The following is a 20,527-nucleotide window of genomic DNA, read 5'->3' as shown; positions in this document are numbered from 1 at the left end:
TATTTTGATGTGCTGAGGATTGTTTCTGAAGCCATTATCTCTTGGTGCAGCTCTGTGATTCTTTGCGCAACTTTGTGTTATAGCTATTGCGCAGAGAGGCGCCAGGAAGACACAATCCCGTAGGTAAAGCGATTTTTTTTGGGTTACATTTTATTACGTTAAATAACTCAATAAGAATTGGTTAATAAGATTTTAGTCAAATTAACTATGGCTGTGCTTTTCAAGATAAATAAGGTAATAAGGTTACTTTTCCCCTGTGCTTGCATTCTACTAAGGTTTGATGAAAAAAATAAGGTTTATTAAAAATATAAAAACCTTATTTTCAACAAAATAACCTTAGTAGAAAAGCGACACATTTGATCTTACCTTATTACCTTATTGCTCACCGATAAAGTTCTTAATAAATAGTAAAAAGGTCAACTTCATTTTTAAAGTAAGCAAATTTGTTGATAACATGTTCATTTATTGTTGTTGACATCATCAGGAGGTTTCACCAATTAAAAATTCTTCTGACGCTCGCTTAATCTGTGCCCATGCTTTTTCGATGTGCCGTAATTCCGTATTGGTTTGACCAACCACCAGTCGGATGGTATATTTCCCGTTGAGTTTTGTATGGGTAAGAAAAACCTCTCCCGACGCGTTGATCCGGTCAAGAAAGGTGGCGTTCAATTCGTTGAGTTGATTTTCATTCTCAAGGTGAGATGGCTTTATTCTGAAACAGACCGTTGCGAGCGGCGCCGGCGCCAGCAGTTCAAAGCCAGGTTCATTCTGAATCCAATTGGCAAACTGTTTAGCCCAAGCAATGTGATTCCGGATTTTTTCCTGCAAACCCTCAACCCCATAGCTCCTGATCACGAACCACAACTTGAGCGCCCTGAATCGCCTGCCAAGCGGGATCCCCCAGTCGCGATAGTTATTCACTCGTTCGCCCTCAGGTGTTTTCAAATATTCGGGTAGAATTTCAAAAGTCTGTATCAGGGCTGCCTTGTCTTTAACAAAGTAGGCGCTGCAATCGAAATTGGTGAACATCCATTTATGGGGATTAAAAACCAGCGAGTCTGCGTATTCGATACCGTTGGTCATATAGCGCATTTCGGGGAGTAGCAATGCTGTTCCCGCCCAGGCTGCATCCACATGCAGCCAGATATTGAATTCAGCACAAATTTCGCCTATCGCCCTCAATGGATCAATAGCCGTTGATCCGGTTGTCCCGATGGCAGCCACTGCCGCCAGGGGGGTAAAACCATCAGCAATATCTTTTATAATTGCAGCCCTCAATTTCTCCGGTTTCATAGCAAAAACATGATCAACTTCAATCTTTCTCAAATTTCCGCTGCCAAAACCTGCAATTTTTACTGCCCGCTCAATGGATGAATGGGCTTCGGTTGAGCAATAAACAGTGAACAATTTTTGCTGCTCGAATCCATTTTTGTTGACCTGGAAACTGGTCACTTTTTCACGGGCAGTAAGCAGTGAAACCAAAGTAGCTGTAGAAGCTGTGTCCTGTATCACACCTGTGAACTTTCCGGGTAAACCGGTCATTTTTCCCAGCCATTGCATCACACGTTCTTCGAGCTCAGTTGCTGCCGGGGAAGTCTGCCAGCTCATACACTGCGCACCCAACGTGGCAGTGAGCATTTCAGCCAGAATTGAGGGATAACTGTTGTTGGCAGTAAAATAAGCGTGCCACCCGGGGTGCTGCCAGTGGGTGATCCCGGGCAGTATAATCTTGTTAAAATCATCCATCAACAGGTCAAAATCCTCCGGGTTAGAAGGCGGGTCAGCAGGAAGCTGACTGATAATTTCTCCCGGTTTTACACCAGATTTAACCGGCAATGTTTCAATGTTTTCAGCGTAATCAGCCATCCAGTCAATCAATTCGTGGCCGTGTTTACGAAATTCATTTACATCCATTAGTTAGATTTTTTAATGGGTTAAAAGTAGCTATTTTTCTCCCCCCGCAAGAAAAGCCTTTCTGAAGAAAAAAGTAATAGCATTTCCAAAGATCATCCATAGAACTCCTACAAAGAATTCTGTGGACAAAAAATAAATCCCAAATAAAGACCCATTTCGAATTTTTAAATTTAAAGCACTTTTTGATATTCCAAAACGTCCAGGTTAACGCCTGAATACTACTGAGTGTGGCACGAAAGAAAAATCATAGTGTACTTCCGCCTCATGATCAAACGATTCCCAATTGCATGGCATACTTTTATGCTGAATATTCCGACAAAAACCGAAAATGCTATCTTAGAGGCTTAAATGATGTGAAAATCATGGTAAAAGATGCTGAAATAATATATATCCGATCCGAACAAAATTCACAACATTTTGTTATTTCTCTGCAGATTTGGTAGGAAAAAACAAGTCGGGTTTCATCTTGAAAGCGTTGACAAATAAAAATGAATAAAATCGTGCAATGGAAGTTATGAAGCATTTTTTTTTAAATTATTTTCTATTGATCATGGCCGTATTTTTTCTATCCTCTTGTAGCGATTTAAGCAAAGAAGCTGAAAAGCGACTTAATGAATTAGAGAATAAAACCGAGTCTTTAGATTCTTTGATAAATAAAGAAGTTGATAAAGTTTTAGCCCTTGACTCACTCATTACTATTGAAAGTGACAAAGTAAAAAAACTTGATTCTTTAATTAATATATCCTCTTCAAAACTTGATTCTATCGCAAAGGATAAAGTCAAAATTTTAGAAAAAATCATTAACTGAAAAAGAGCATATTATGAAATGTCCAAATTGTAATGTAAACTTGGTAATGACAGATCGCAGTGGCATAGAGGTTGACTATTGCCCGGATTGCCGGGGCGTTTGGCTTGACCGGGGAGAACTTGATAAAATTATTGAGCGTTCTTCACAAAACGTTAGAAATATTCAACATGATAGTTACTCTGAAAAACAACGCTATCCATCAAATAGTGACTATCGTTACAAAAAGAAAAAAGGATTACTTGGAGAATTGTTTGATTTTTAATTCAATTAATTGATTTGTTATCTTTTTTGCGACTAAGTTCGCACTCGCCGGCGTTTCATGCGCATAGCCGTTATTCGGCAATTTAAATTCAAGCATATTGCGGCAAGCAAATGAATGTATTATCCCCATTCGTGAAGTCACCTTAATACGGAATTACCCCCGAAACGGTGACATACCTTACCGTATCTCCCCTTGTCGCAGCCTGTTTATAAACTTTCCCGTCAATGAGGATCATCACCTTGAGCGCAGAACCAATGTCTTTGTAGTTGCCCGAAACATAAACGATTTCCCCCTGACCTGCGACAAATGAATATTCCCACCGGTCAATTGCACTCTGTGCTTCAATGTCTTTCTTAATAACCGAACCCGACTGGTCTCTGTAACTGATGGTGTATGTTGATACGGCATCCGTGGCGATATATTTCACCAGCTTCTCTTCGCGTTTTTCGCATCCCGATGCTAAAAAAGCGATCAGAATTGCTATCAATGTTAGGTTTTTCATGGTCAAATGTTCAAAATTACATTTAAGTAAAAAATTCTCCCCGGTTCGTACAAAGACATTTTTGAACCGATCACACGACGATTCAAATGCTCGTAGTACCCTTTATCCAAAAGGTTGTTCACGCCAGCAGCCAGCGAGAGTTGCGGGTTGTAACTGTAAAACAGTCTTAAGCCGGCAATTATAAAACCAGGTGTGGTTCTTTCGTCGTAAGCCGCAGAAACCCTGTTTTGAGGAGCAACCAGGCGTAGGTTCAATTCAGGAACCAACCTGTTTTCGAAGAATTTGTAATCAAATTTAATGTTGGCTTCCAATGGTGGAATTTCCGGTAAAGGGTCATTTTTCACCATTTCGGAGCCGGTAGCGTTTCCATTTTCGTAGATATAGCGGGTGGCTTCCGGGTTGAAACCGGTAGTGTAAGCCATTGATATCGAAGAGCTCCAAAACTTCTGTACCGGTGAAGCCCAGGTGAGTTCAAAACCATACATGTAGGCTTTGTCAAGGTTAATAAATCGTTTTACTCCCAGCACGCCTGTGGTTTGAGGCATCAGTTCCGTTGGTGGAACTTTTACCCCGGTGATGTAATTGGTGATGTAAGAGAAAAATGTGTTGGCGGTGATCTTGCAGCCGGCTTTGCTGGTTTTGGTTAAGGTGAGATCGGCCTGGTGGTTGTTTTCAGGCTTCAGACCGGGATTCCCGAGGTAATCGTAATTGTCGTAACCAACGGGTAAAAGAATGATAAAGCGCTCCACCATATCAGGACTGCGCACACCACGACCAAGAGCAAAGTCGATGGCCATATTTCTATTCACGTTGTAACTTAAACCCGCACTGATACTGAAGTTCAGAAAATCGGAATCCACTGTGTCGTTGTAATAAACGGGTTTCCCCATCATATTTTCGAGCAGCATAGGGTCGGAAGTTGCATGGTTCATGTCTATCCTTGCAGCAAAGATGTATTCAAGATTTACCGATTGCTTCTGCCGATATTCTCCAAACAAGCCCATGTTCTGAATGACTGCATTTTGCCACAAGTCTTCTGTTTTCACCGGAAGGCCAGGTTGGAGGATCAGGTTTTTTACCCTTTGCCCGTCCTTGAAAATATGTTCATAATCCAAACCTGCATGAATTGAAGCCTGGTTTTTCCTGAATTCAAAGTCAACACGTCCGCCACGGTTCAGCGCATCAACCGTTGAAATGGCCACCACTGTATCAGAAACAGGTCTCCATTTGTTGTCCATTTCATGGTAAACATCAGATTGGTAGATTTTTACATCCAATGATCGGAAAAATTCAGAAGCATTTTGATAGTGGTAACTGGCCGACATCAGTTGAGTATTGTCTTCACGTTCATCCATTGCCAGTGCAGGAAACCGGATATCCCGTCCATGCGATCCCTTGTAAGAAAACCTGATTTCATGATGATCGGCCGGGTTGATACCCATCTCAGCAGAGTAATTATATTTTCTGAAAGATGATTTAACCTCCTTACCGTTTCCGTCGTTGTAATTGCCATAATTCTGGTTATTTCCCGAAAGGGCAAAATAAACCTTTCGGTTACCCCCCAAAATAGAAACATGTTCCCTGTTCCCGCCCCAGTTACTTTCCCAACCGACAATTGCCTTAGCCCTGACTTGAAAAACATCAGATGGAACTGCTTTTTCTGTGATCAGGTTGAGTACGCCGCCAAAAACCGGTCCAAACCTAAGTGCATACGGGCCCTTGAGGATTTCTATTCTCGATATATCGTTTACATCGATGTGCGAAGAAGCGGGATCCATCCGGTTTGGGCAGCCGCCTTCAATTTTCTGCCCGGTGTTCGACTGCACATTTAACTGTGCGGCTTTCATCCCCCTGATCACCGGATCAATATTGGTGGCGCCTTTTCTTACCCCGGATACATTGGGTGACGAGCGCAGCAACTCACCGATATCGCGTGCCGGAACCCGCTCTATTTCTTCACTTTCAATGCTCGTCCGCTGATAAGGCTGATGATCTGTCTTGTCACCAACTATCTCAATGCCTTCGATTGTTTTGATTTCTTCGGTCAATTTCAGCTCAACAAAAACATCATGGTTACCTTCAATCACAATCGTTTCGGTTAATTTATTAAACCCAAGGTGGGAGATGGAAATCTGGTATTTTCCTTTTTTGAGGTTCGAAAAAACAAAAAAACCTTTTTGGTCAGTGGTAGTGATCAAATTCAATGGTTTTAATACCACTTCAGCATTTGAAAGTGTTATGCCCGTAGCCACAGAGGTAACTGTTCCGGAAAGTCTGACCAGGTCCTGTGCCTGCAATGAGTTAAATAACAGTGTGTTTAAGCATAATAAGATCAGGAGAACTGATTTTAAACCGGAAATACATTTCATTTCAAATTCTTTTAGAGATTGGGCTCCACAAAGCTATAGCTTTTTTCCCAGACGGAAATCGTCAAAATAACCCTTCATCAGAAGACAAATGAATAAGACAGCAAACAATCGCTTCTGATTATCGTTACTTCTATTCAAAACCAAATGTTATGAACTTCAAAGTAGGCGATAAAGTAAAATTTCTGAACGATCATGGAGGGGGGATAATTACAAAAATCATCAGCAGCAGCCTGGTAAGTGTGCAGATAGAAGATGGATTTGAGATTCCCACCGTGGTGAGTGAATTGCTAAAGGTGGAAGAAACACAGCAGACCCACCGGCAAATGTTCATGGATCAAACGATAGTAAGACCGCAGCCACCAGCGCCTGCAGACCAGCAACAAACCGGTGAGGTGGACTTCGACAACCGCACAAGCGCGCTCGAGATTTTCAGGGCAAAAGGCGACGACAAGAAAGGCATTTACCTGGCCTACGTTCCGCACGATCAAAAATGGTTGCTGACAGGTCTGCTCGATGTTTACCTGGTCAACTTCACAGAATATGAAATACTTTTCAGTCTTTTTTTGCGCAAACCCAACGGCGCCTGGCAGGGCGAGGATTATGATGTAGTAAAACCAAACAGTAAAATCCTGCTTGATTCCATCGATCGGGAGCAAATCGAAAAATGGAGCTACGGTATTCTTCAGGTCCTTTTTCACAAAGACCTGTCATCAAAGGTGTTAAGCCCGGTTAGTAGTGTTTTCAGTTTTAAACCGTCAAAACTTTACCGCGAAAATGTTTACCAGGATTCTACTTTTATCAGTGGGAAGGCTTTTTTGCTGATTGTTACCGAAATTGCTATCCAGCCCACAGTGGCTGTTTCACAGCTGGATGAGAAATTTGATGAAGAAGTACAGCAGCAGGCGGCCAAACCCAGGCAGCCGGAGGAGTTCATCAACAAGCACAAAACCAGCCCGCGCGAAGCTGTTGTTGACCTGCATATTGAAGAACTGCTTGACAATCACGCGAAAATGAGCCCTGTTGAAATCCTTAATTACCAACTCAATTATTTCGTAAGGTGCCTCGAGAGCGGACTCAAAAATTACCTTACCAAGATTACTTTCATTCATGGTGTTGGAGAGGGCATTCTTAAGTCGAAGATGATCGAAATTCTGAACCAATACGAAAATGTGCGGATGAAAGATGCCTCAATGCAGCAGTTTGGTTATGGCGCCACCGAAGTGCTGATTTGGCATAGCAGCGCAGTATAACACTTCACATCGCTGCTTACAATGATTAAAAAATAAAAAGTGATTATCTATCTGTATTTTAGATAATTATAGTGTGATTATTGCGTTTTTAATTTAAAAACTTCAAAAAAATCTGTTCTTTTCCTGCAATTTTTGAAAAGACTTTTTTACCTTTGAACTTTCAAAGCAAAATTGTTATTTCAACTTTTAATAATTAACCATCAAAAATTTGCAGTTATGAAGAGATCAATTACCATTCGAAGCATTTTTATTATGCTTCTTGCTGTTCTTTTAAACAGCATGACCTATGCTCAGCCAGAGGGTGATTTTCTGGCCGTTATCGGCTCGGCCGGAGATGTAAAAAGAATTGTCCTGTTTAATTTTGAAGACGGGACATTGGCTGATGACCTTTTTCTTGACCTGACGCCACTTGATGTTGGAACGGTGAAGCAGGTAGTTCGGGTTGAAGATGAATTATGGGTATCCGATCAAACCAAAGATTGTGTTTACCGGTTTGATCTCGAAGGCACCTACATCTCTACTATCGGCGGAGGGGCCGGTGGCGGGCTGGATAATCTTCGTGGTTTAAGGCAACTTGGTAATGAAGTTTGGCTTGCCAATGCGGGTACGCAAAACGGAGCTCCGGGATATGCTATTGTCAGGATAGGTTTGGATGGGCAAATACTGGGAAATTTCCCGGTGGGTGGAAGCCCCTGGGCTTTTTGGCCATTTACTAATGACAACATCCTGATCAGCTTTTCATCAGTCACAGGCTTTCTAAGTCAAATTGCCATTTTTGATCAAAGCGGAACGTTGATCGCTCCATTTAATCTGCCGGGCGAATTGAATTTTATACAGCAGATTAGTGAAACACAAAATGGTGATTTTTTGGCTTCAGCATTTTCAAACGCTACAGGTGGGTATGCTAACGGCGTCCATCGTTATAATGCTCAGGGCGCTTATCTGCAGGTTATCGGAGGGACTTCAGGCACTGGCCCGAGAGGTTGTTGGGAACTGGGTAACGGCAACATTATGTGGACAAACGGAGCAGGAATTCATATTGCTGATGTCACCTCTGGTACAAGTCAGGTGGTTTACGCCGGATCGTTTCAATTTGTCGAAAAAATAACTTTTGGCGGAGGAGCTGTTGAACTTCCATTCTCAGAAAACTTCGAATCTTTGCCACCGGAAGGATGGGAAGCTTACAATGTTGATGGTGGCGGTGAAGAGTGGGGACCATCAACCGCTCAGAATCACACACCGGGTGGAACAACTTCAGCATTTCATGATTTTGGCCTGTCCGGTTATATGGAAGATGGCTGGATGGTAACACCGGCAATCAATCTACCCGAATTTTATTCCGTTCAACTTTCATTCTGGTCATACAATTTATGGCCAACCTATTATTTCAAGAACAGTGTGTTGGTTTCGACGGGTAGCGGGAATCCGGCAGATGGAGATTTTATAGAAGTATGGGCCGCCACAGCGGTGACTTCTGAATGGGAGCAAACCGAAATTGACCTCAGCAACTATGCCGGAAACGCTGTCTATATCGCTTTCCGCTATGAAGGTGATGACGCCCATGCCTGGCATCTCGACGATGTGATGGTTGATGGTTCGGCGCCGGTACTTGACCCGCCGTCCAATTTGCAGGCAACTGTCGCTGTAAATGACGTAACCCTTACATGGGATGCGCCAGCCTCCAAAGAATTGCTGGGTTACAAAGTTTATCGCGATGAAGTATTGATCACACCAGCTCCTGTAACTCAAACCACGTATCTTGATGTAAGTGTATTGCCCGGGACACATATATACGGCGTTTCGGCAGTTTACAACAGTGGCGAATCAGAAAAAGCCGGTCCGGTGCAGGTACTCATCGAGGGTGGCGTTGGAAAAATCCATGGCTTTGTGAGGGATGCAGTCACCAATTACACCATCGATGCTGCAACCGTCACCGCCTCAAATGCTGATAATGGCGCGCTGACAATCATGACTCCTTTCGGCGCCTACTATTCTTTACTATTGCCTGCAGGCACATATGATGTCACCTGCACTGCAGATGGCTACGAACCTTTTACCGCCGAAAACCTGCTGGTCATCGAAAACGTTAACAAAGGCTATACTTTCTACCTGCAACCTTTACCGGTTGATCAACTGACAGGAATTTCAACGAATGATCAAAGCAGGTTCGATCTTTATCCAAATCCGGCTTCGGGCGCCTTTACCATCACCGGCGCTGGTTTGCAGGAAATTCAGATTCTGAATCAGGCTGGCCTGGTGGTTTACCACGAACAGTTGAAAGATTTCAGCACTGTGATTGATGTTGCTAAAATCCCATCCGGATTGTACTTTATTAAGGTGAAAACCAACGAAGGCACATCAGTTGAAAAACTGATTATCAACTAATCGTCTATCATTCAATTCAGGCCGAAATTCTGGTTCAGTTTCAGGATTTCGGCCTTTTTTATTACAATTCTGAGGGATATCCCTGCGTTCAGATTCCAGGATTTTTTCAACACTTTTCAAGAATGAATAATGCATTAAAAAACGCAATGGTGACCGGCGCTACCGGAGCAATCGGCAAAGCCATTGCAAGACAATTGGCTGAGAGTAAATACAATGTGACCATCGTTGCAAAAGATGAGGTAAAAGCCCTGCATACGATGGAAGAAATAACCAGGGCAACCGGGAACAGCAATGTTGACTGGCTTTTGGCCGATCTTTCACGGAAATCAGAAATTGAGAGAATATCAGGTAACTGGAACCGCCCTCTACATATTCTCATCAACAATGCGGCTGCGACACCACGCCACAGGGAAGAAACCCCGGAAGGAATTGAAATGCAGTTCGCCACCAATGTGCTGGGCTATTTCTGGATGATCAATTATTTCACCCCCTATCTCAAACAGGTAGCGCCATCTCGTGTAGTAAATGTAGCCAGTTACTGGGCCGGAGATCTGGACATTAACGACCTGGAGTGTAAACAGCGTCGATACAACAACGACCTGGTTTACCGCCAGAGCAAGCAGGCTGACCGGATGCTTACTGCGGTTTTTGCTGAAAAACTGAAGTCATCTGACATTACTGTGAATGCAGTTCATCCCGGCGATGTAAACTCAAAATTGAGCAACAACCTCGGGTATGGTGGCAGCGAAACACCCGACCAGGGCGCTGACACTCCTGTTTGGGCTGCTATTGTAAAAGAGTTGGATGGGGTTACAGGTAAATATTTTGAGCGTCGTCGTGAAATGGCGTGTCCGTTTACAAGAGATAAAAAATTGATGGAAAGGCTCTTTAGAATTTGCGAAAGCTACTGATTTTGAAGCTTATCTTCAAACTTTTTCAACTCAAATTTTTCTCCGTCAAATACCCCATAAGTAAAATGGGTGATCCAGTCGCCCAGGTGGACGTATTGGCTACCACCGGAAAGGGGTTCAATATTGGGAATGTGCCAGTGGCCGAATATGAAATAATCAATGGGTTGTCCCTGATCAAGCGTCTGTCTGGAAAATTTTGCCAGCCTGGCTTCCTGAAAATCCGGCCTGATTTCTTCATCAGCCTCTCTGGTTTCTTTGATCAGGTTTGAATAGCGGCTGCGCCGCGACCAGTAAAGACCCAGCCACGTGCCAATGTCCGGGTGTAACCAGCGAAACAAAAACCGGTTGATTTTCCGCTCAAAAACGTATTTGATGAATTTGTATCCTCTGTCACCAGGACCTAAACCATCGCCGTGAGCCAGAAAAAACTGCTTCCCGCCAAATTCCCTGACCACAGGTTTACGGTAAAGTTTCAACCCAATTTCTTCCTCCAGATAATCGAATGCCCACATGTCGTGATTTCCCCTGAAAAGATGCACTGGAATGCCTGAATCGGTGATCTCAGCAAGTTTTCCAAGTAATCTGACATAACCCTTGGGCACTACTGTTTTGTATTCGAACCAGAAATCAAACAGATCGCCCATCAGGAAAACCTCCCCTGCATCATTTTTCACAAGGTCAAGCCACCGGATAAATTTCTCTTCACGCTGTAAGCTCGTTTGCCGGTCGGGAATACCGAAATGGAAGTCGGAAGCGAAGTATATCTTTTTCTCAGTCTTCAATCTGATGGTTATTGATGAGCACTATCTTTACTAAAGAGCAGCAAAGGTAAAAATATGTTTCATCTTCAAATTGAATATCCCAATGTTGCCCTTAAGTCCTTTAGCCAATTAAAAAGTATTTTTGCCGCCCAATATCAAGTGTAGCTTCCTTATGGTTGAAACAATTTTCTTACTGATCTTCACTTTTGTAGTTCTTGATTTTGCTGTGGAGCAATTTCTAGCGTATCTCAACGCTACACGCTTTAGTGAGCTACTGCCCAAGGAGTTGAAGGGCATTTACGATGAAGCAGAATATAGCCGGTCGCAGCAATACCTCAAAGCAAATCATAACTTTGGCAGGTTAACAGCTACAGTTTCTTTTGCAGCCATGATGCTCATGCTCCTGCTCGGTGGTTTTGCCTGGATTAACCAACTCGTAACTGGCTGGAGCAGTCATGAAATCTGGCAGGCATTGCTGTTTTTCGGAATCCTCGGCCTGACGTCAGATATCCTTTCTACACCCTTTTCGGTGTATGACACCTTTGTCATTGAGGAAAAATTCGGCTTTAATAAAACGACAACCAAAACCTTTATCCTCGATAAATTAAAGGGCTGGTTAATTGGAGGAATTATCGGGGGTGGACTGCTGGCGCTGATTATCTGGATTTATCAATCTACCGGACAGTGGTTCTGGCTGATTGCATGGGGAGCGATCGCACTTTTCGGTATTTTTATGACAATGTTTTACTCCAACCTCATTGTGCCGCTTTTCAATAAACAAAAACCATTGGAAGAGGGTGACCTGCGGATGGCCATTGAGGCTTTTTCGAAAAAAGTGGGATTTAAGTTGAAAGACATTTATGTAATTGACGGCTCAAAACGTTCGGCCAAAGCCAATGCTTATTTTACCGGTATTGGTCCGAAAAAAAGAATTGTTCTTTACGACACGCTGATCGAAAATCACACGGTAAACGAGTTGGTGGCTGTGCTTGCCCATGAAATCGGTCATTACAAAAAAAAACATACCCTTACCGGAATGCTGCTCGGGATGGCTCAGACTGGAATTTTACTCTACATTCTTCAACAATTCATTGGTAACCCCCTCCTTTCTCAGGCACTTGGAGCAGAAAATGGAAGTTTTCACATGGGGGTTCTCGCTTTTGGAATCCTTTACAGCCCAATTTCAATGGTGCTTGGAATCATCATGAATCTGATTTCGAGGAAAAACGAATATGCTGCGGACCGTTTTGCGGCAATGAATTTTGATAAAAACAGCATGATGGAGGCACTGAAAAAGTTGTCTGTAAAAAACCTGAGTAACCTGCGACCACATCCTGCCGTGGTGTTCGTGAGTTATTCGCATCCTCCGCTACTGCAACGGCTTGAGGCAATCAACCGGGCATGTAAGTAATTACTTTTCTACTTTGTGTCTGTTTTTGGCATAATATTCTGCCGAAGGCATCCATAGGAAAATGTCAAAAGACAAAAGACAAACAAATACGAAATTAAAAAATTCAATAACCCAAACTGCTCCACATTCCTTGCTTCACTGTTTGGATTTTTGAACCTTTGTGCATTGTCCAAAGGACTCCTATGGAGAGTTTTATTTGTCCATAGGACTGCTATGGAGAGATTTTTTTATTGCATGTTGTCCACAGGACTCCTACGGAGTAGTTTCTGGTTTATCCAGGTTAGGATTATTTTCGGTTCTTTTTAATCTGTGCAACCTCTTTCTCCAACTTGCTGTACCAGGTTTTCCCATAACGGCGGATCAGTGAATCTTTAAGGAAGACATAGAGTGGCACGCCCAACCGCTTTCCATGCACCAGCGCCGGACGGCAAATCTCCCAGGCATGATAGTTCACTGCATCATAAGCAGCGTATTTTGTGATCCTTACAGGATAAAGATGACAAGAAACCGGTTTCCTGAATTTGATCTTTCCCTCTTCGAAAGCCTTTTCGATGGCACACCAGGCAACGCCGTCGGTGAAATTGGCAAAGGCACATTCACGACCATTAATCAACGGAGTTACAAATTCACCGGCCACATCATAATCAATCACGCCATTCGCGTCAACTACCCTGATTCCGGCTTCGGTCATATATTTCCTGATTTCTTCCAATCCGTCCTCCAGTTGCCCGATCTCCTCCTCGAGCAGCGGCGCGCCGGCATCTCCGGCCACGCAGCAGGCGCCTTTGCATTTTTTCACATTGCAGACAAACTGAATGCTCTCCAGGTCGTCCGAAATCGTGGTGTTGTCTATTATGATCATCCGGCAAAAATAGGGAAAAACTGAGCATTGCAAATGATATCAGCGTTGATCACAAAAAGCAGGCGCATTCAAAGGTTTGGATTAGTTGTTAATAAAAACTTAAAAATCAATGTTGCCAAAGCCACCTTTTCAGTTAATTTTGCTGCCTAAAAAAACAAATGATCTTTTTCAAGATAGAGTTTGTAACCAATAAAGATTCAGAAGTATCTCCTGTGGGATACTTCTTTTTTTTGCCCGAAAAAATCCAAAGTCTAACATAAAAATCCATTGCGATGAAAAACAGAAACCTGATCTCGATCAATGATTTTTCAAAAGAAGAGCAACTTCGCATTCTCGAGCTTGCTGCCGAATTTGAGGAAAATCCCACCCAAAAAATCCTTGAGGATTATGTCGTTGCCACCCTTTTCTTCGAGCCTTCCACCCGGACACGCCTAAGTTTCGAAAGTGCAGCTTCGCGTCTTGGCGCCAAAGTTATCGGGTTTTCCTCTGCTGCATCAACCAGCGTTTCCAAAGGCGAAACGCTCAAGGACACCATCCTTACGGTGAGCAGTTATTCGGACATCATTGTGATGCGTCATCCGCGTGAAGGGAGCGCCCGCTGGGCAGCTGAAGTGTCCCCGGTTCCGGTTATCAATGCAGGCGACGGCGCAAATCAGCATCCAACCCAGACCCTGCTCGACATGTACTCGATCAAAAAAACCCAGGGAACACTCGACAACCTGAACATCGCCTTCATCGGCGACCTGAAATACGGGCGTACCGTCCACTCGCTCACCATGGCGCTCACCCAGTTCAACACTACCTTTCACCTGGTTTCGCCGATTGAGCTGAAATTGCCAAGCTACGTCAAAAGACACATCAAAGAAAAAAAATTGGTTTATCATCAATACACCGACCTGATGGAAGTGATCCCCCAGGCTGATATCATTTATATGACCCGCATTCAGCGCGAGCGATTCAGCGATCCTATCGAATATGAAAAAGTGAAAAATGCTTACAACCTCGATAACTCCATGCTTGCCAATGCACGCGAAAATATGCGGATTTTACATCCCCTGCCACGTGTGAACGAAATTGCCGAGGACGTGGACAGCAACCCCAAAGCCTATTATTTTCAGCAGGCGCTCAACGGGGTATATGTTCGCCAGGCGCTGTTAGCAACAATTCTGGGGGTAAAAGAGTGATTTGTTTTAAAACTAAAAAGGGTAAAAAATCATGGAAAATACAGACCAAAGAAAAGAGCTGAAAGTATCAGCCATCGAAAACGGCACAGTGATAGATCATATTCCTGCCAAAAGTTTATTCCGGGTGATCAGAATTTTGGGGCTTGACCGGATGGAAGAGCAAATCCTGTTTGGTACCAACCTCGACAGTAAAAAATATGGCAAAAAAGGGATCATCAAAGTGAGCAATATTTTCTTCAAAAGTGAAGAAATCAACAAGATAGCTCTTGTTGCCCCTACAGCTACACTTATCGTCATCAAAGATTACAAAGTGGTTACCAAAACGCAGGTGGAAATTCCGAAATATGTCGAAAAAATCGTCAAGTGTTTCAATCCCAATTGCATCACTAACCACGAAAGCGTCGTAACAAAATTTGATGTGATTGAAGAGGAAGGCGGCTTAAAACTGAGCTGCCACTATTGCGAAAAGACCACTTCAAAGGAGGATATGGTTTTCCTGTAGCCTTTTTATCTTAAACGTTAATATCAATAATGCTTCCTTCTTTTTCTGTTTGTTTATCACCACATTAGACACATTAGGACACATTAGAATATCTGAAAAATTGATTTCACAACCAAAGGATACTAATGTGACCTACTGTGCCTATTGTGGTTATATGTAATCCTTTCATTTTCAGGTCAGGCAAACATTCAGTTAAATGGTTGAAATCAACAATTTATTCTGCGGCATACCCGACAGTCTGGCAAAGAATAATTTTCTGCAGCGGATTGATTTTCATGGCGCCGGACAGCGTATCATAATCGAACCAGGCGCGCGAAACAGTGACCAGCCCTTCGGAAGCGCAAAAGAGGTAAACATTTTGGGCAATGTATCCGGTATTGATGTGCGACGCCATCAATTGCCGCTCTGATGCAGGGTCTTCCACCTTTTCCATGTTGGCAACGAAGATCAGGTTGACCGGTGCAGAAGCCACATAATCCTGCAACCCGGTTGCAGCGCGGATATCCTCAGCCACTTTAAGCACTAACTTGTTTTCCCAGGCATTATAGAGATATAGCCCGCTTTTCATGGCCACATAAACTTCCATTTCCTGCTTGTTGCGCGATGTTGGCGTGGTGCGCTTTTTATCTTCCATGCGGTTAAATCCATGCGCCGACCATAAAAGGGTGGAAAGGGTTTGTAAGTCAAGTTCTTTTTCCGAAAATTCTCTTGACGAATGTCTGTTGTTTAATGCTTCAAAGAGAGGCATACCCCCCGATTTTTTTGGCTGAGGAAGTTGAATTTCGCCTGCAGGCTGTGCCGAAATGGTTTGAAATGCCATAAAAAATGCAATTAGAGGTAAAGTAATCTTGTTCATAAAAATTAAAATTGATGATTAGATTTGCTTTTAATGTTCGATTCTTATCCGGCAAATTTAATTGAAAATTACGTTTGAGAATTTAAAAAAGGTGTTCTTCAGGAGATAATGATAGATAGTCCTTTGAGCAAAAGGCTGAGAAGTATTGATTTTCGATATTCGAATTGGCTGATCTAATCAATATTGCATAATTTGTCGATGGAATTATTAATTCACATTACCCATGAAAAGAGAGTTCAAAGTGATAATTGAAAAGGATTCGGAGGGTTACCTGGTTGCAAGTGTTTCAGAACTGCCTGGTTGCCATACTCAGGCAAAATCTTTTGACAAACTACAGGATAGAGTCAAGGAAGCAATTGAATTGTATTTAATGGAAAATGGCGAATTGAATTAAACAGAAAATTGACATGAGCAAAAACACCACACTCAGCGTAAAGGGCGAAGACCTGCTGAAAAATAATCAAAGAAATCATTCACGAGGGCAATGTAAATCGTATCATCATCAAAAGCGAGGAAAGCAAGACCTACCTTGAAATTCCGGTTGCAATCGGAGTAATTGGCACAATACTTTACCCGTGCTGGCAGCCATTGGAGCGCTGTCAGCAATGGCAGCCAACTACACGATGGAGGTGGTGAGGAAAGAGTAAGAGAAATTGATTTGGCAAAGTCATATTTTTCGTTAAATGGCAAATTCAATCTCACACCGATTTGCAAGCCAGGTGAATATTTTGCCCATCGCTTCACATGATCTCAACACCATTTTTTCAGCCAAAATCCTCAATACCTGCAATCTAATTAACGCAGCTTTAACCAGTTATTCCAGCATCCGGATTAAATATCAGGGTGAAGCGGAAAAGGAATGGGGATGATTTTTTGTAAAAAAAACACCATCAATATGGTAGATAAGAAAAAGAATACTAATTTTGCGCCCACTTTTAAAATTTAATGATCATTTTACTAACTTAAACAAAAACAAGATGTTAAACCAGTATGAAACCGTTTTCATTTTAACTCCCGTTTTGTCTGAAGAACAGATGAAGGAAGCGGTAAAGAAGTACCAGGACATGTTGAGATCCAAGGGTGCTGAGGTTGTTCATGAGGAACACTGGGGTATGCGCAAGCTGGCCTACCCGATCCAGAAAAAGTCCACCGGATTTTATCACCTTATCGAGTACAGAGCCGGCGGCGAGTTGATCGCCGAAGTAGAACTGGCGCTCAAACGCGATGAACGTGTGATCCGTTTCCTTACCGTTAGACTTGACAAACACGCTGTTGTCTACAACGACAAGAAGCGGGCAAAATCAAAAGAAGCCGTTAAGGAAGAAGCAAACTAAATCAGTAACCTTTAAACATTAAATCACATGGCACAACCGAATTCAGATATTAAATTTTTAACCCCGATTGCAGTAGATGTAAAAAAGAAAAAATACTGCCGCTTCAAAAAATCAGGGATCAAATACATTGACTACAAAGACGCAGACTTTCTGCTGAAATTTGTTAACGAGCAGGGCAAAATTTTGCCACGCCGCCTTACCGGTACATCCACCAAGTACCAGAAAAAAGTGTCGCAGGCCATCAAACGTGCCCGCCACCTTGCTTTAATGCCTTATGTTGCTGACTTACTTAAATAGGAGGGTAAAATCATGGAAGTAATTTTGAAACAAGATGTAGATAATCTCGGCTACCAAAACGAGATCGTAAAAGTGAAAAACGGTTACGCCAGGAATTACCTTATTCCTCAGGGTTTAGCAATTCTGGCCACCGAAACCAACCGCAAAGTACTGGCCGAAGTGCAGCGTCAGAAATCGTTCAAAGAACAAAAGCTGCGTAAAGATGCCGAAACCACACAGAAGCTGCTCGAAAAACTCGAGTTGAAAATTGGAGCAAAAGCCGGAACATCAGGAAAGATCTTCGGATCGGTCAACTCGATTCAGATTGCCGAAGCCCTCAAAGAAAAAGGCTATGACATTGACCGCAAAAAGATTGACGTTGACGGCGACAACATTAAAGAGACCGGTACCTACACTGCTAAAGTTCACCTCTTCAGAGAGATCAAAGCAATCGTAAATTTTGAGGTACTTGCCGAATAGTCCCTCTGTCCATCAAAAATTAAAAATGCCACCAGGAAAAACCGGGTGGCATTTTTTTTACTGCCGACTGGGAACTGCCGACTGAATACTTTCTTAAACTGCCTTCAATGCAGCTTCGTAATCTGGCTCCTGGGCTATTTCAGGAACTTGTTCGGTGTATTTCACTATGCCTTCTTCATCTAAAACAACGACCGATCTTGCATTCAGTCCTTCAAACGGGCCATCAAGGATAGTCACGCCATAATCGTTACCAAAGCTACCATCTCTGAAATTGGAGGCTGTAACCACGTTTTCGATGCCCTCGGTGGTACAAAAACGTTTGTGAGCAAATGGCAGATCTTTAGAAACGCAAACAACTACTGTATTTTTCAATTTTGCTGCTTCAGCGTTGAATCTGCGAATCGAAGCGGCGCAAACGCCAGTTTCAAGACTTGGGAATATGTTGAGAACAACTTTCTTCCCCTTCAAATCTTCAAGACTAAGTGAACTGAGGTCAGATTTTACCAGGCTGAATGCCGGTGATTTTGTCCCAAGTGCAGGTAGATTACCCACAGTACTGCAAGGATTACCCTGCAATGTAATTTTTGCCATGCTTTAATTTTTTGAATGAATAAATCTAAATTTGGTAAAAAAACACCACTCGCTTTAAAGTGTTCAGCAATATGGATAATAATTCCGAAACTGATAATTTTCATTCTGTAAACTTGGGTTACTTTTGCCATTGATTAAAAAAATATTTACATGCTTTCAGCATCGCAAATTAAGGAAATCCGATCGCTTCATCTTCAAAAATACCGGAATGAGAAAGGTTTATTTTTGGTGGAAGGGGTAAAAATGGTGAATGAGTTGCTCAAATCTGATTTTCAGGTTCATGGCATTTATGGTTACGAATCATGGTTAAAGGAAATGCCGGGCAAGCAATTTGCCCGTTCGCCACATCTCAGCATTGTTTCACCATCTGAACTGGGGCGGATCAGCACCCTGAAGACGCCCAATGAAGCGCTGGCTGTTGTAAAAATGGCTGAATACACTATAAAAAAGACTGATTTCGATGACCTGGTTCTGATGCTCGACCGGATTTCGGACCCGGGGAACCTGGGAACCATTCTCCGGATTGCCGACTGGTTTGGAATAAAAACCATGGTCTGCTCGCAGGACACCGTTGAGCTATACAATCCCAAGGTAGTTCAGGCCACCATGGGTTCACTCTTCAGAGTAAAGGTAGTGTACGAAGATATTTCCAAAGTACTTTCAACGTTTGCCCAAACCATACCAAAATATGGAGCATTGCTGGATGGTGAAAACATTTATGCCAAAGCGTTGCCGGGAAAAGCGGTAATCATCATTGGCAATGAATCGCATGGCATTTCGCAGGAAGTAAGGTCATTGGTTGATCACCCTTTGATGATCCCTGCAATGGCTAACGGCGCCGAATCGCTGAATGCTTCAGTGGCTGCGGCAGTGATTTGTTCAGAGTTCAGGCGAAAAGAATTGAGATTAAAATAGAAGTAATTCTGATATTTTACCATAAACAAACCCCATTTTCATTTGTTCCTTTCACAAACTTCACATAAAAAAATGCTTCAATTATTAGTTATCACAGTTGTTCTTATCGGTCTGGCAGTTGCCGGCATTGCTGTAAAAATGTTTTTCAAAAAAGGCGGTGAGTTTCAGAAATCCTGCGGAAGTGTTGATCCGTCATCCGGACAACGGGTAGCCTGCACCTGCGGAAAACCGGAAGAGGAGCGCTGCGAGAACAAGCACAGACACGATGAAGTTGAATTCGAGGAGATTTTACCAAAGTTAACTTCAAAATAGTACAAAACTATTTGAAGTTTAGTGCGGTTAATACCGAAGGATAATACTGTTTTGGACAATCAAGTGCAGCGAAGATTGGACTATTACAGTATTCCAATCGGTATTAAAGCTCATTGAGCATTTTTTTCACTCCATCTGTACCAAAAGTTTGAATTTTCCCCGTCTCATCCGAAAAAATCAGGTAAGCGTCGATGTGGCTGTTTTGTTCGAGAAATGATTTGGTTTTTTCCAATCCCATCACCATAAAAGCAGTGGCGTAAGCATCGGCCCTGGCCGTACTGTCGGAAAATACCGTAGCCGAAAGTAAAGAATGGATTACAGGATAACCGGTGGCAGGGTCGATGGTGTGGGCATACTTAATTCCATCCTCCACGTAAAATTTACGGTAATTACCCGAAGTAGCCACAGCAATGTCATCAACTTTGATGGTTGCTTTCAGCGTTCGTTCTGCTGTGGCTTCATCTGTGGGTTTTTCGATCCCGATCACCCACTTTTCTCCATCTGGTTTCGACCCCCTGGCCAACACCTCGCCGCCGATATCCACAAGGTAATTCCTGATTCCAAATGATTCAAGGAATCCTCCGATGACATCTATGGAATACCCTTTGGCGATGGCGTTAAAGTCGATCTGCATGTTGGGAT

At 42.9% G+C, this 20,527-nt stretch carries 23 protein-coding genes and 1 pseudogene; 16 read left to right on the top strand and 8 right to left on the bottom strand.

Annotated elements, in window-relative coordinates; all coding sequences use genetic code 11:
- Positions 1–480 precede the first annotated feature (480 nt).
- The gene (locus tag IH598_09290; GenBank protein ID MBE0638703.1) at positions 481–1,914 is read right to left on the bottom strand and encodes an aspartate aminotransferase family protein; all 1,434 of its coding nucleotides are present in this window, start codon (positions 1,912–1,914) and stop codon (positions 481–483) included.
- A 505-nt stretch (positions 1,915–2,419) separates the two neighbouring features.
- Between IH598_09290 and IH598_09285 the strand changes: the two genes are divergently transcribed.
- Positions 2,420–2,722: a hypothetical protein gene (locus IH598_09285; GenBank protein ID MBE0638702.1), complete on the top strand. Its 303-nt coding sequence runs from the start codon at positions 2,420–2,422 to the stop codon at positions 2,720–2,722.
- Positions 2,723–2,735: 13 nt separating this feature from the next.
- Positions 2,736–2,984 (top strand): zf-TFIIB domain-containing protein, encoded by a 249-nt coding sequence (locus tag IH598_09280; protein MBE0638701.1) that lies wholly within the window; start codon positions 2,736–2,738, stop codon positions 2,982–2,984.
- A 142-nt stretch (positions 2,985–3,126) separates the two neighbouring features.
- Here IH598_09280 and IH598_09275 read toward each other — a convergent pair whose 3' ends face one another.
- Together IH598_09275 and IH598_09270 are read right to left on the bottom strand one after the other, a co-directional pair.
- Entirely contained in the window at positions 3,127–3,486 is a 360-nt protein-coding gene (locus IH598_09275) for a hypothetical protein (GenBank protein ID MBE0638700.1), read from the bottom strand.
- A 2-nt stretch (positions 3,487–3,488) separates the two neighbouring features.
- Positions 3,489–5,855, bottom strand: a complete 2,367-nt coding sequence (locus IH598_09270; GenBank protein ID MBE0638699.1) for a TonB-dependent receptor — start codon at positions 5,853–5,855, stop codon at positions 3,489–3,491.
- A 149-nt stretch (positions 5,856–6,004) separates the two neighbouring features.
- Here IH598_09270 and IH598_09265 point away from each other — a divergent pair, with 149 nt between their 5' ends.
- The 3 genes from IH598_09265 (at position 6,005) to IH598_09255 (ending at position 10,401) form a co-directional block, all read left to right on the top strand.
- Complete coding sequence (locus IH598_09265) at positions 6,005–7,105, top strand: DUF2027 domain-containing protein (protein ID MBE0638698.1); 1,101 nt, start codon at positions 6,005–6,007, stop codon at positions 7,103–7,105.
- Between the two features lie 216 nt (positions 7,106–7,321).
- Positions 7,322–9,490 (top strand): choice-of-anchor J domain-containing protein, encoded by a 2,169-nt coding sequence (locus tag IH598_09260; protein ID MBE0638697.1) that lies wholly within the window; start codon positions 7,322–7,324, stop codon positions 9,488–9,490.
- A gap of 122 nt (positions 9,491–9,612) precedes the next feature.
- Positions 9,613–10,401 (top strand): SDR family NAD(P)-dependent oxidoreductase, encoded by a 789-nt coding sequence (locus tag IH598_09255; GenBank protein ID MBE0638696.1) that lies wholly within the window; start codon positions 9,613–9,615, stop codon positions 10,399–10,401.
- Here the strand turns inward: IH598_09255 and IH598_09250 are convergent.
- Entirely contained in the window at positions 10,395–11,183 is a 789-nt protein-coding gene (locus IH598_09250; GenBank protein MBE0638695.1) for a UDP-2,3-diacylglucosamine diphosphatase, read from the bottom strand. The genes IH598_09255 and IH598_09250 overlap by 7 nt on opposite strands.
- A 151-nt stretch (positions 11,184–11,334) precedes the next feature.
- On the opposite strand from IH598_09250, the gene IH598_09245 reads away from it, so the two are divergent.
- Positions 11,335–12,573 carry a M48 family metallopeptidase gene (locus IH598_09245; protein ID MBE0638694.1) on the top strand — a complete coding sequence of 413 codons (1,239 nt, stop codon included), beginning with the start codon at positions 11,335–11,337 and terminating at the stop codon, positions 12,571–12,573.
- A gap of 286 nt (positions 12,574–12,859) precedes the next feature.
- Here the strand turns inward: IH598_09245 and IH598_09240 are convergent, their stop codons facing one another.
- Entirely contained in the window at positions 12,860–13,435 is a 576-nt protein-coding gene (locus IH598_09240; GenBank protein ID MBE0638693.1) for a DUF3109 family protein, read from the bottom strand.
- A gap of 272 nt (positions 13,436–13,707) precedes the next feature.
- On the opposite strand from IH598_09240, the gene pyrB reads away from it, so the two are divergent.
- On the top strand, positions 13,708–14,619 hold the full coding sequence (gene pyrB / locus IH598_09235; GenBank protein ID MBE0638692.1) for an aspartate carbamoyltransferase: 912 nt from the start codon (positions 13,708–13,710) through the stop codon (positions 14,617–14,619).
- A 31-nt stretch (positions 14,620–14,650) separates the two neighbouring features.
- Positions 14,651–15,121: an aspartate carbamoyltransferase regulatory subunit gene (locus tag IH598_09230; GenBank protein ID MBE0638691.1), complete on the top strand. Its 471-nt coding sequence runs from the start codon at positions 14,651–14,653 to the stop codon at positions 15,119–15,121.
- Positions 15,122–15,335: 214 nt separating this feature from the next.
- On the opposite strand, the gene IH598_09225 is transcribed toward IH598_09230, so the two are convergent.
- Positions 15,336–15,977, bottom strand: coding sequence for a SagB/ThcOx family dehydrogenase (locus IH598_09225; GenBank protein ID MBE0638690.1), 642 nt, complete (start codon positions 15,975–15,977; stop codon positions 15,336–15,338).
- A gap of 223 nt (positions 15,978–16,200) precedes the next feature.
- Here IH598_09225 and IH598_09220 point away from each other — a divergent pair, with 223 nt between their 5' ends.
- From IH598_09220 to IH598_09195, 6 genes and pseudogenes are all read left to right on the top strand, one after another.
- Complete coding sequence (locus tag IH598_09220; protein ID MBE0638689.1) at positions 16,201–16,371, top strand: type II toxin-antitoxin system HicB family antitoxin; 171 nt, start codon at positions 16,201–16,203, stop codon at positions 16,369–16,371.
- A 13-nt stretch (positions 16,372–16,384) separates the two neighbouring features.
- Positions 16,385–16,624: pseudogene (locus IH598_09215) on the top strand (DUF4342 domain-containing protein).
- A gap of 36 nt (positions 16,625–16,660) precedes the next feature.
- Positions 16,661–16,846, top strand: a complete 186-nt coding sequence (locus IH598_09210; protein ID MBE0638688.1) for a hypothetical protein — start codon at positions 16,661–16,663, stop codon at positions 16,844–16,846.
- Positions 16,847–16,954: 108 nt separating this feature from the next.
- The gene (locus IH598_09205) at positions 16,955–17,311 is read left to right on the top strand and encodes a 30S ribosomal protein S6 (protein MBE0638687.1); all 357 of its coding nucleotides are present in this window, start codon (positions 16,955–16,957) and stop codon (positions 17,309–17,311) included.
- Positions 17,312–17,338: 27 nt separating this feature from the next.
- On the top strand, positions 17,339–17,608 hold the full coding sequence (locus tag IH598_09200; protein MBE0638686.1) for a 30S ribosomal protein S18: 270 nt from the start codon (positions 17,339–17,341) through the stop codon (positions 17,606–17,608).
- A 12-nt stretch (positions 17,609–17,620) separates the two neighbouring features.
- Positions 17,621–18,067 carry a 50S ribosomal protein L9 gene (locus IH598_09195; GenBank protein ID MBE0638685.1) on the top strand — a complete coding sequence of 149 codons (447 nt, stop codon included), beginning with the start codon at positions 17,621–17,623 and terminating at the stop codon, positions 18,065–18,067.
- 93 nt (positions 18,068–18,160) lie between these two features.
- Here the strand turns inward: IH598_09195 and tpx are convergent, their stop codons facing one another.
- Positions 18,161–18,658, bottom strand: coding sequence for a thiol peroxidase (tpx, locus tag IH598_09190; protein MBE0638684.1), 498 nt, complete (start codon positions 18,656–18,658; stop codon positions 18,161–18,163).
- Positions 18,659–18,808: 150 nt separating this feature from the next.
- Between tpx and IH598_09185 the strand changes: the two genes are divergently transcribed.
- Together IH598_09185 and IH598_09180 are read left to right on the top strand one after the other, a co-directional pair.
- Complete coding sequence (locus tag IH598_09185) at positions 18,809–19,573, top strand: RNA methyltransferase (GenBank protein ID MBE0638683.1); 765 nt, start codon at positions 18,809–18,811, stop codon at positions 19,571–19,573.
- 72 nt (positions 19,574–19,645) lie between these two features.
- Positions 19,646–19,885 carry a membrane or secreted protein gene (locus tag IH598_09180; GenBank protein ID MBE0638682.1) on the top strand — a complete coding sequence of 80 codons (240 nt, stop codon included), beginning with the start codon at positions 19,646–19,648 and terminating at the stop codon, positions 19,883–19,885.
- Positions 19,886–19,988: 103 nt separating this feature from the next.
- On the opposite strand, the gene IH598_09175 is transcribed toward IH598_09180, so the two are convergent.
- The coding region (locus tag IH598_09175; protein ID MBE0638681.1) for an FAD:protein FMN transferase at positions 19,989–20,527 on the bottom strand (539 nt) is incomplete at its 5' end.

This window comes from Bacteroidales bacterium (assembly GCA_014860585.1).
GTDB lineage: Bacteria > Bacteroidota > Bacteroidia > Bacteroidales > 4484-276 > RZYY01.
This window is presented reverse-complemented; position numbering and strand designations above follow the sequence as displayed.

Coding starts and splice junctions, on each gene's coding strand:
- IH598_09185 (MBE0638683.1), top strand. CDS start 18,809: ATGCTTTCAGCATCGCAAATTAAGGAAATCCGATCGCTTCATCTTCAA.
- IH598_09285 (MBE0638702.1), top strand. CDS start 2,420: ATGGAAGTTATGAAGCATTTTTTTTTAAATTATTTTCTATTGATCATG.
- IH598_09280 (MBE0638701.1), top strand. CDS start 2,736: ATGAAATGTCCAAATTGTAATGTAAACTTGGTAATGACAGATCGCAGT.
- tpx (MBE0638684.1), bottom strand. CDS start 18,658: ATGGCAAAAATTACATTGCAGGGTAATCCTTGCAGTACTGTGGGTAAT.
- IH598_09200 (MBE0638686.1), top strand. CDS start 17,339: ATGGCACAACCGAATTCAGATATTAAATTTTTAACCCCGATTGCAGTA.
- IH598_09240 (MBE0638693.1), bottom strand. CDS start 13,435: ATGATCATAATAGACAACACCACGATTTCGGACGACCTGGAGAGCATT.
- IH598_09290 (MBE0638703.1), bottom strand. CDS start 1,914: ATGGATGTAAATGAATTTCGTAAACACGGCCACGAATTGATTGACTGG.
- IH598_09260 (MBE0638697.1), top strand. CDS start 7,322: ATGAAGAGATCAATTACCATTCGAAGCATTTTTATTATGCTTCTTGCT.
- IH598_09205 (MBE0638687.1), top strand. CDS start 16,955: ATGTTAAACCAGTATGAAACCGTTTTCATTTTAACTCCCGTTTTGTCT.
- IH598_09210 (MBE0638688.1), top strand. CDS start 16,661: ATGGCAAATTCAATCTCACACCGATTTGCAAGCCAGGTGAATATTTTG.
- IH598_09275 (MBE0638700.1), bottom strand. CDS start 3,486: ATGAAAAACCTAACATTGATAGCAATTCTGATCGCTTTTTTAGCATCG.
- IH598_09255 (MBE0638696.1), top strand. CDS start 9,613: ATGAATAATGCATTAAAAAACGCAATGGTGACCGGCGCTACCGGAGCA.
- IH598_09220 (MBE0638689.1), top strand. CDS start 16,201: ATGAAAAGAGAGTTCAAAGTGATAATTGAAAAGGATTCGGAGGGTTAC.
- IH598_09265 (MBE0638698.1), top strand. CDS start 6,005: ATGAACTTCAAAGTAGGCGATAAAGTAAAATTTCTGAACGATCATGGA.
- IH598_09230 (MBE0638691.1), top strand. CDS start 14,651: ATGGAAAATACAGACCAAAGAAAAGAGCTGAAAGTATCAGCCATCGAA.
- IH598_09245 (MBE0638694.1), top strand. CDS start 11,335: ATGGTTGAAACAATTTTCTTACTGATCTTCACTTTTGTAGTTCTTGAT.
- IH598_09225 (MBE0638690.1), bottom strand. CDS start 15,977: ATGAACAAGATTACTTTACCTCTAATTGCATTTTTTATGGCATTTCAA.
- IH598_09180 (MBE0638682.1), top strand. CDS start 19,646: ATGCTTCAATTATTAGTTATCACAGTTGTTCTTATCGGTCTGGCAGTT.
- pyrB (MBE0638692.1), top strand. CDS start 13,708: ATGAAAAACAGAAACCTGATCTCGATCAATGATTTTTCAAAAGAAGAG.
- IH598_09270 (MBE0638699.1), bottom strand. CDS start 5,855: ATGAAATGTATTTCCGGTTTAAAATCAGTTCTCCTGATCTTATTATGC.
- IH598_09195 (MBE0638685.1), top strand. CDS start 17,621: ATGGAAGTAATTTTGAAACAAGATGTAGATAATCTCGGCTACCAAAAC.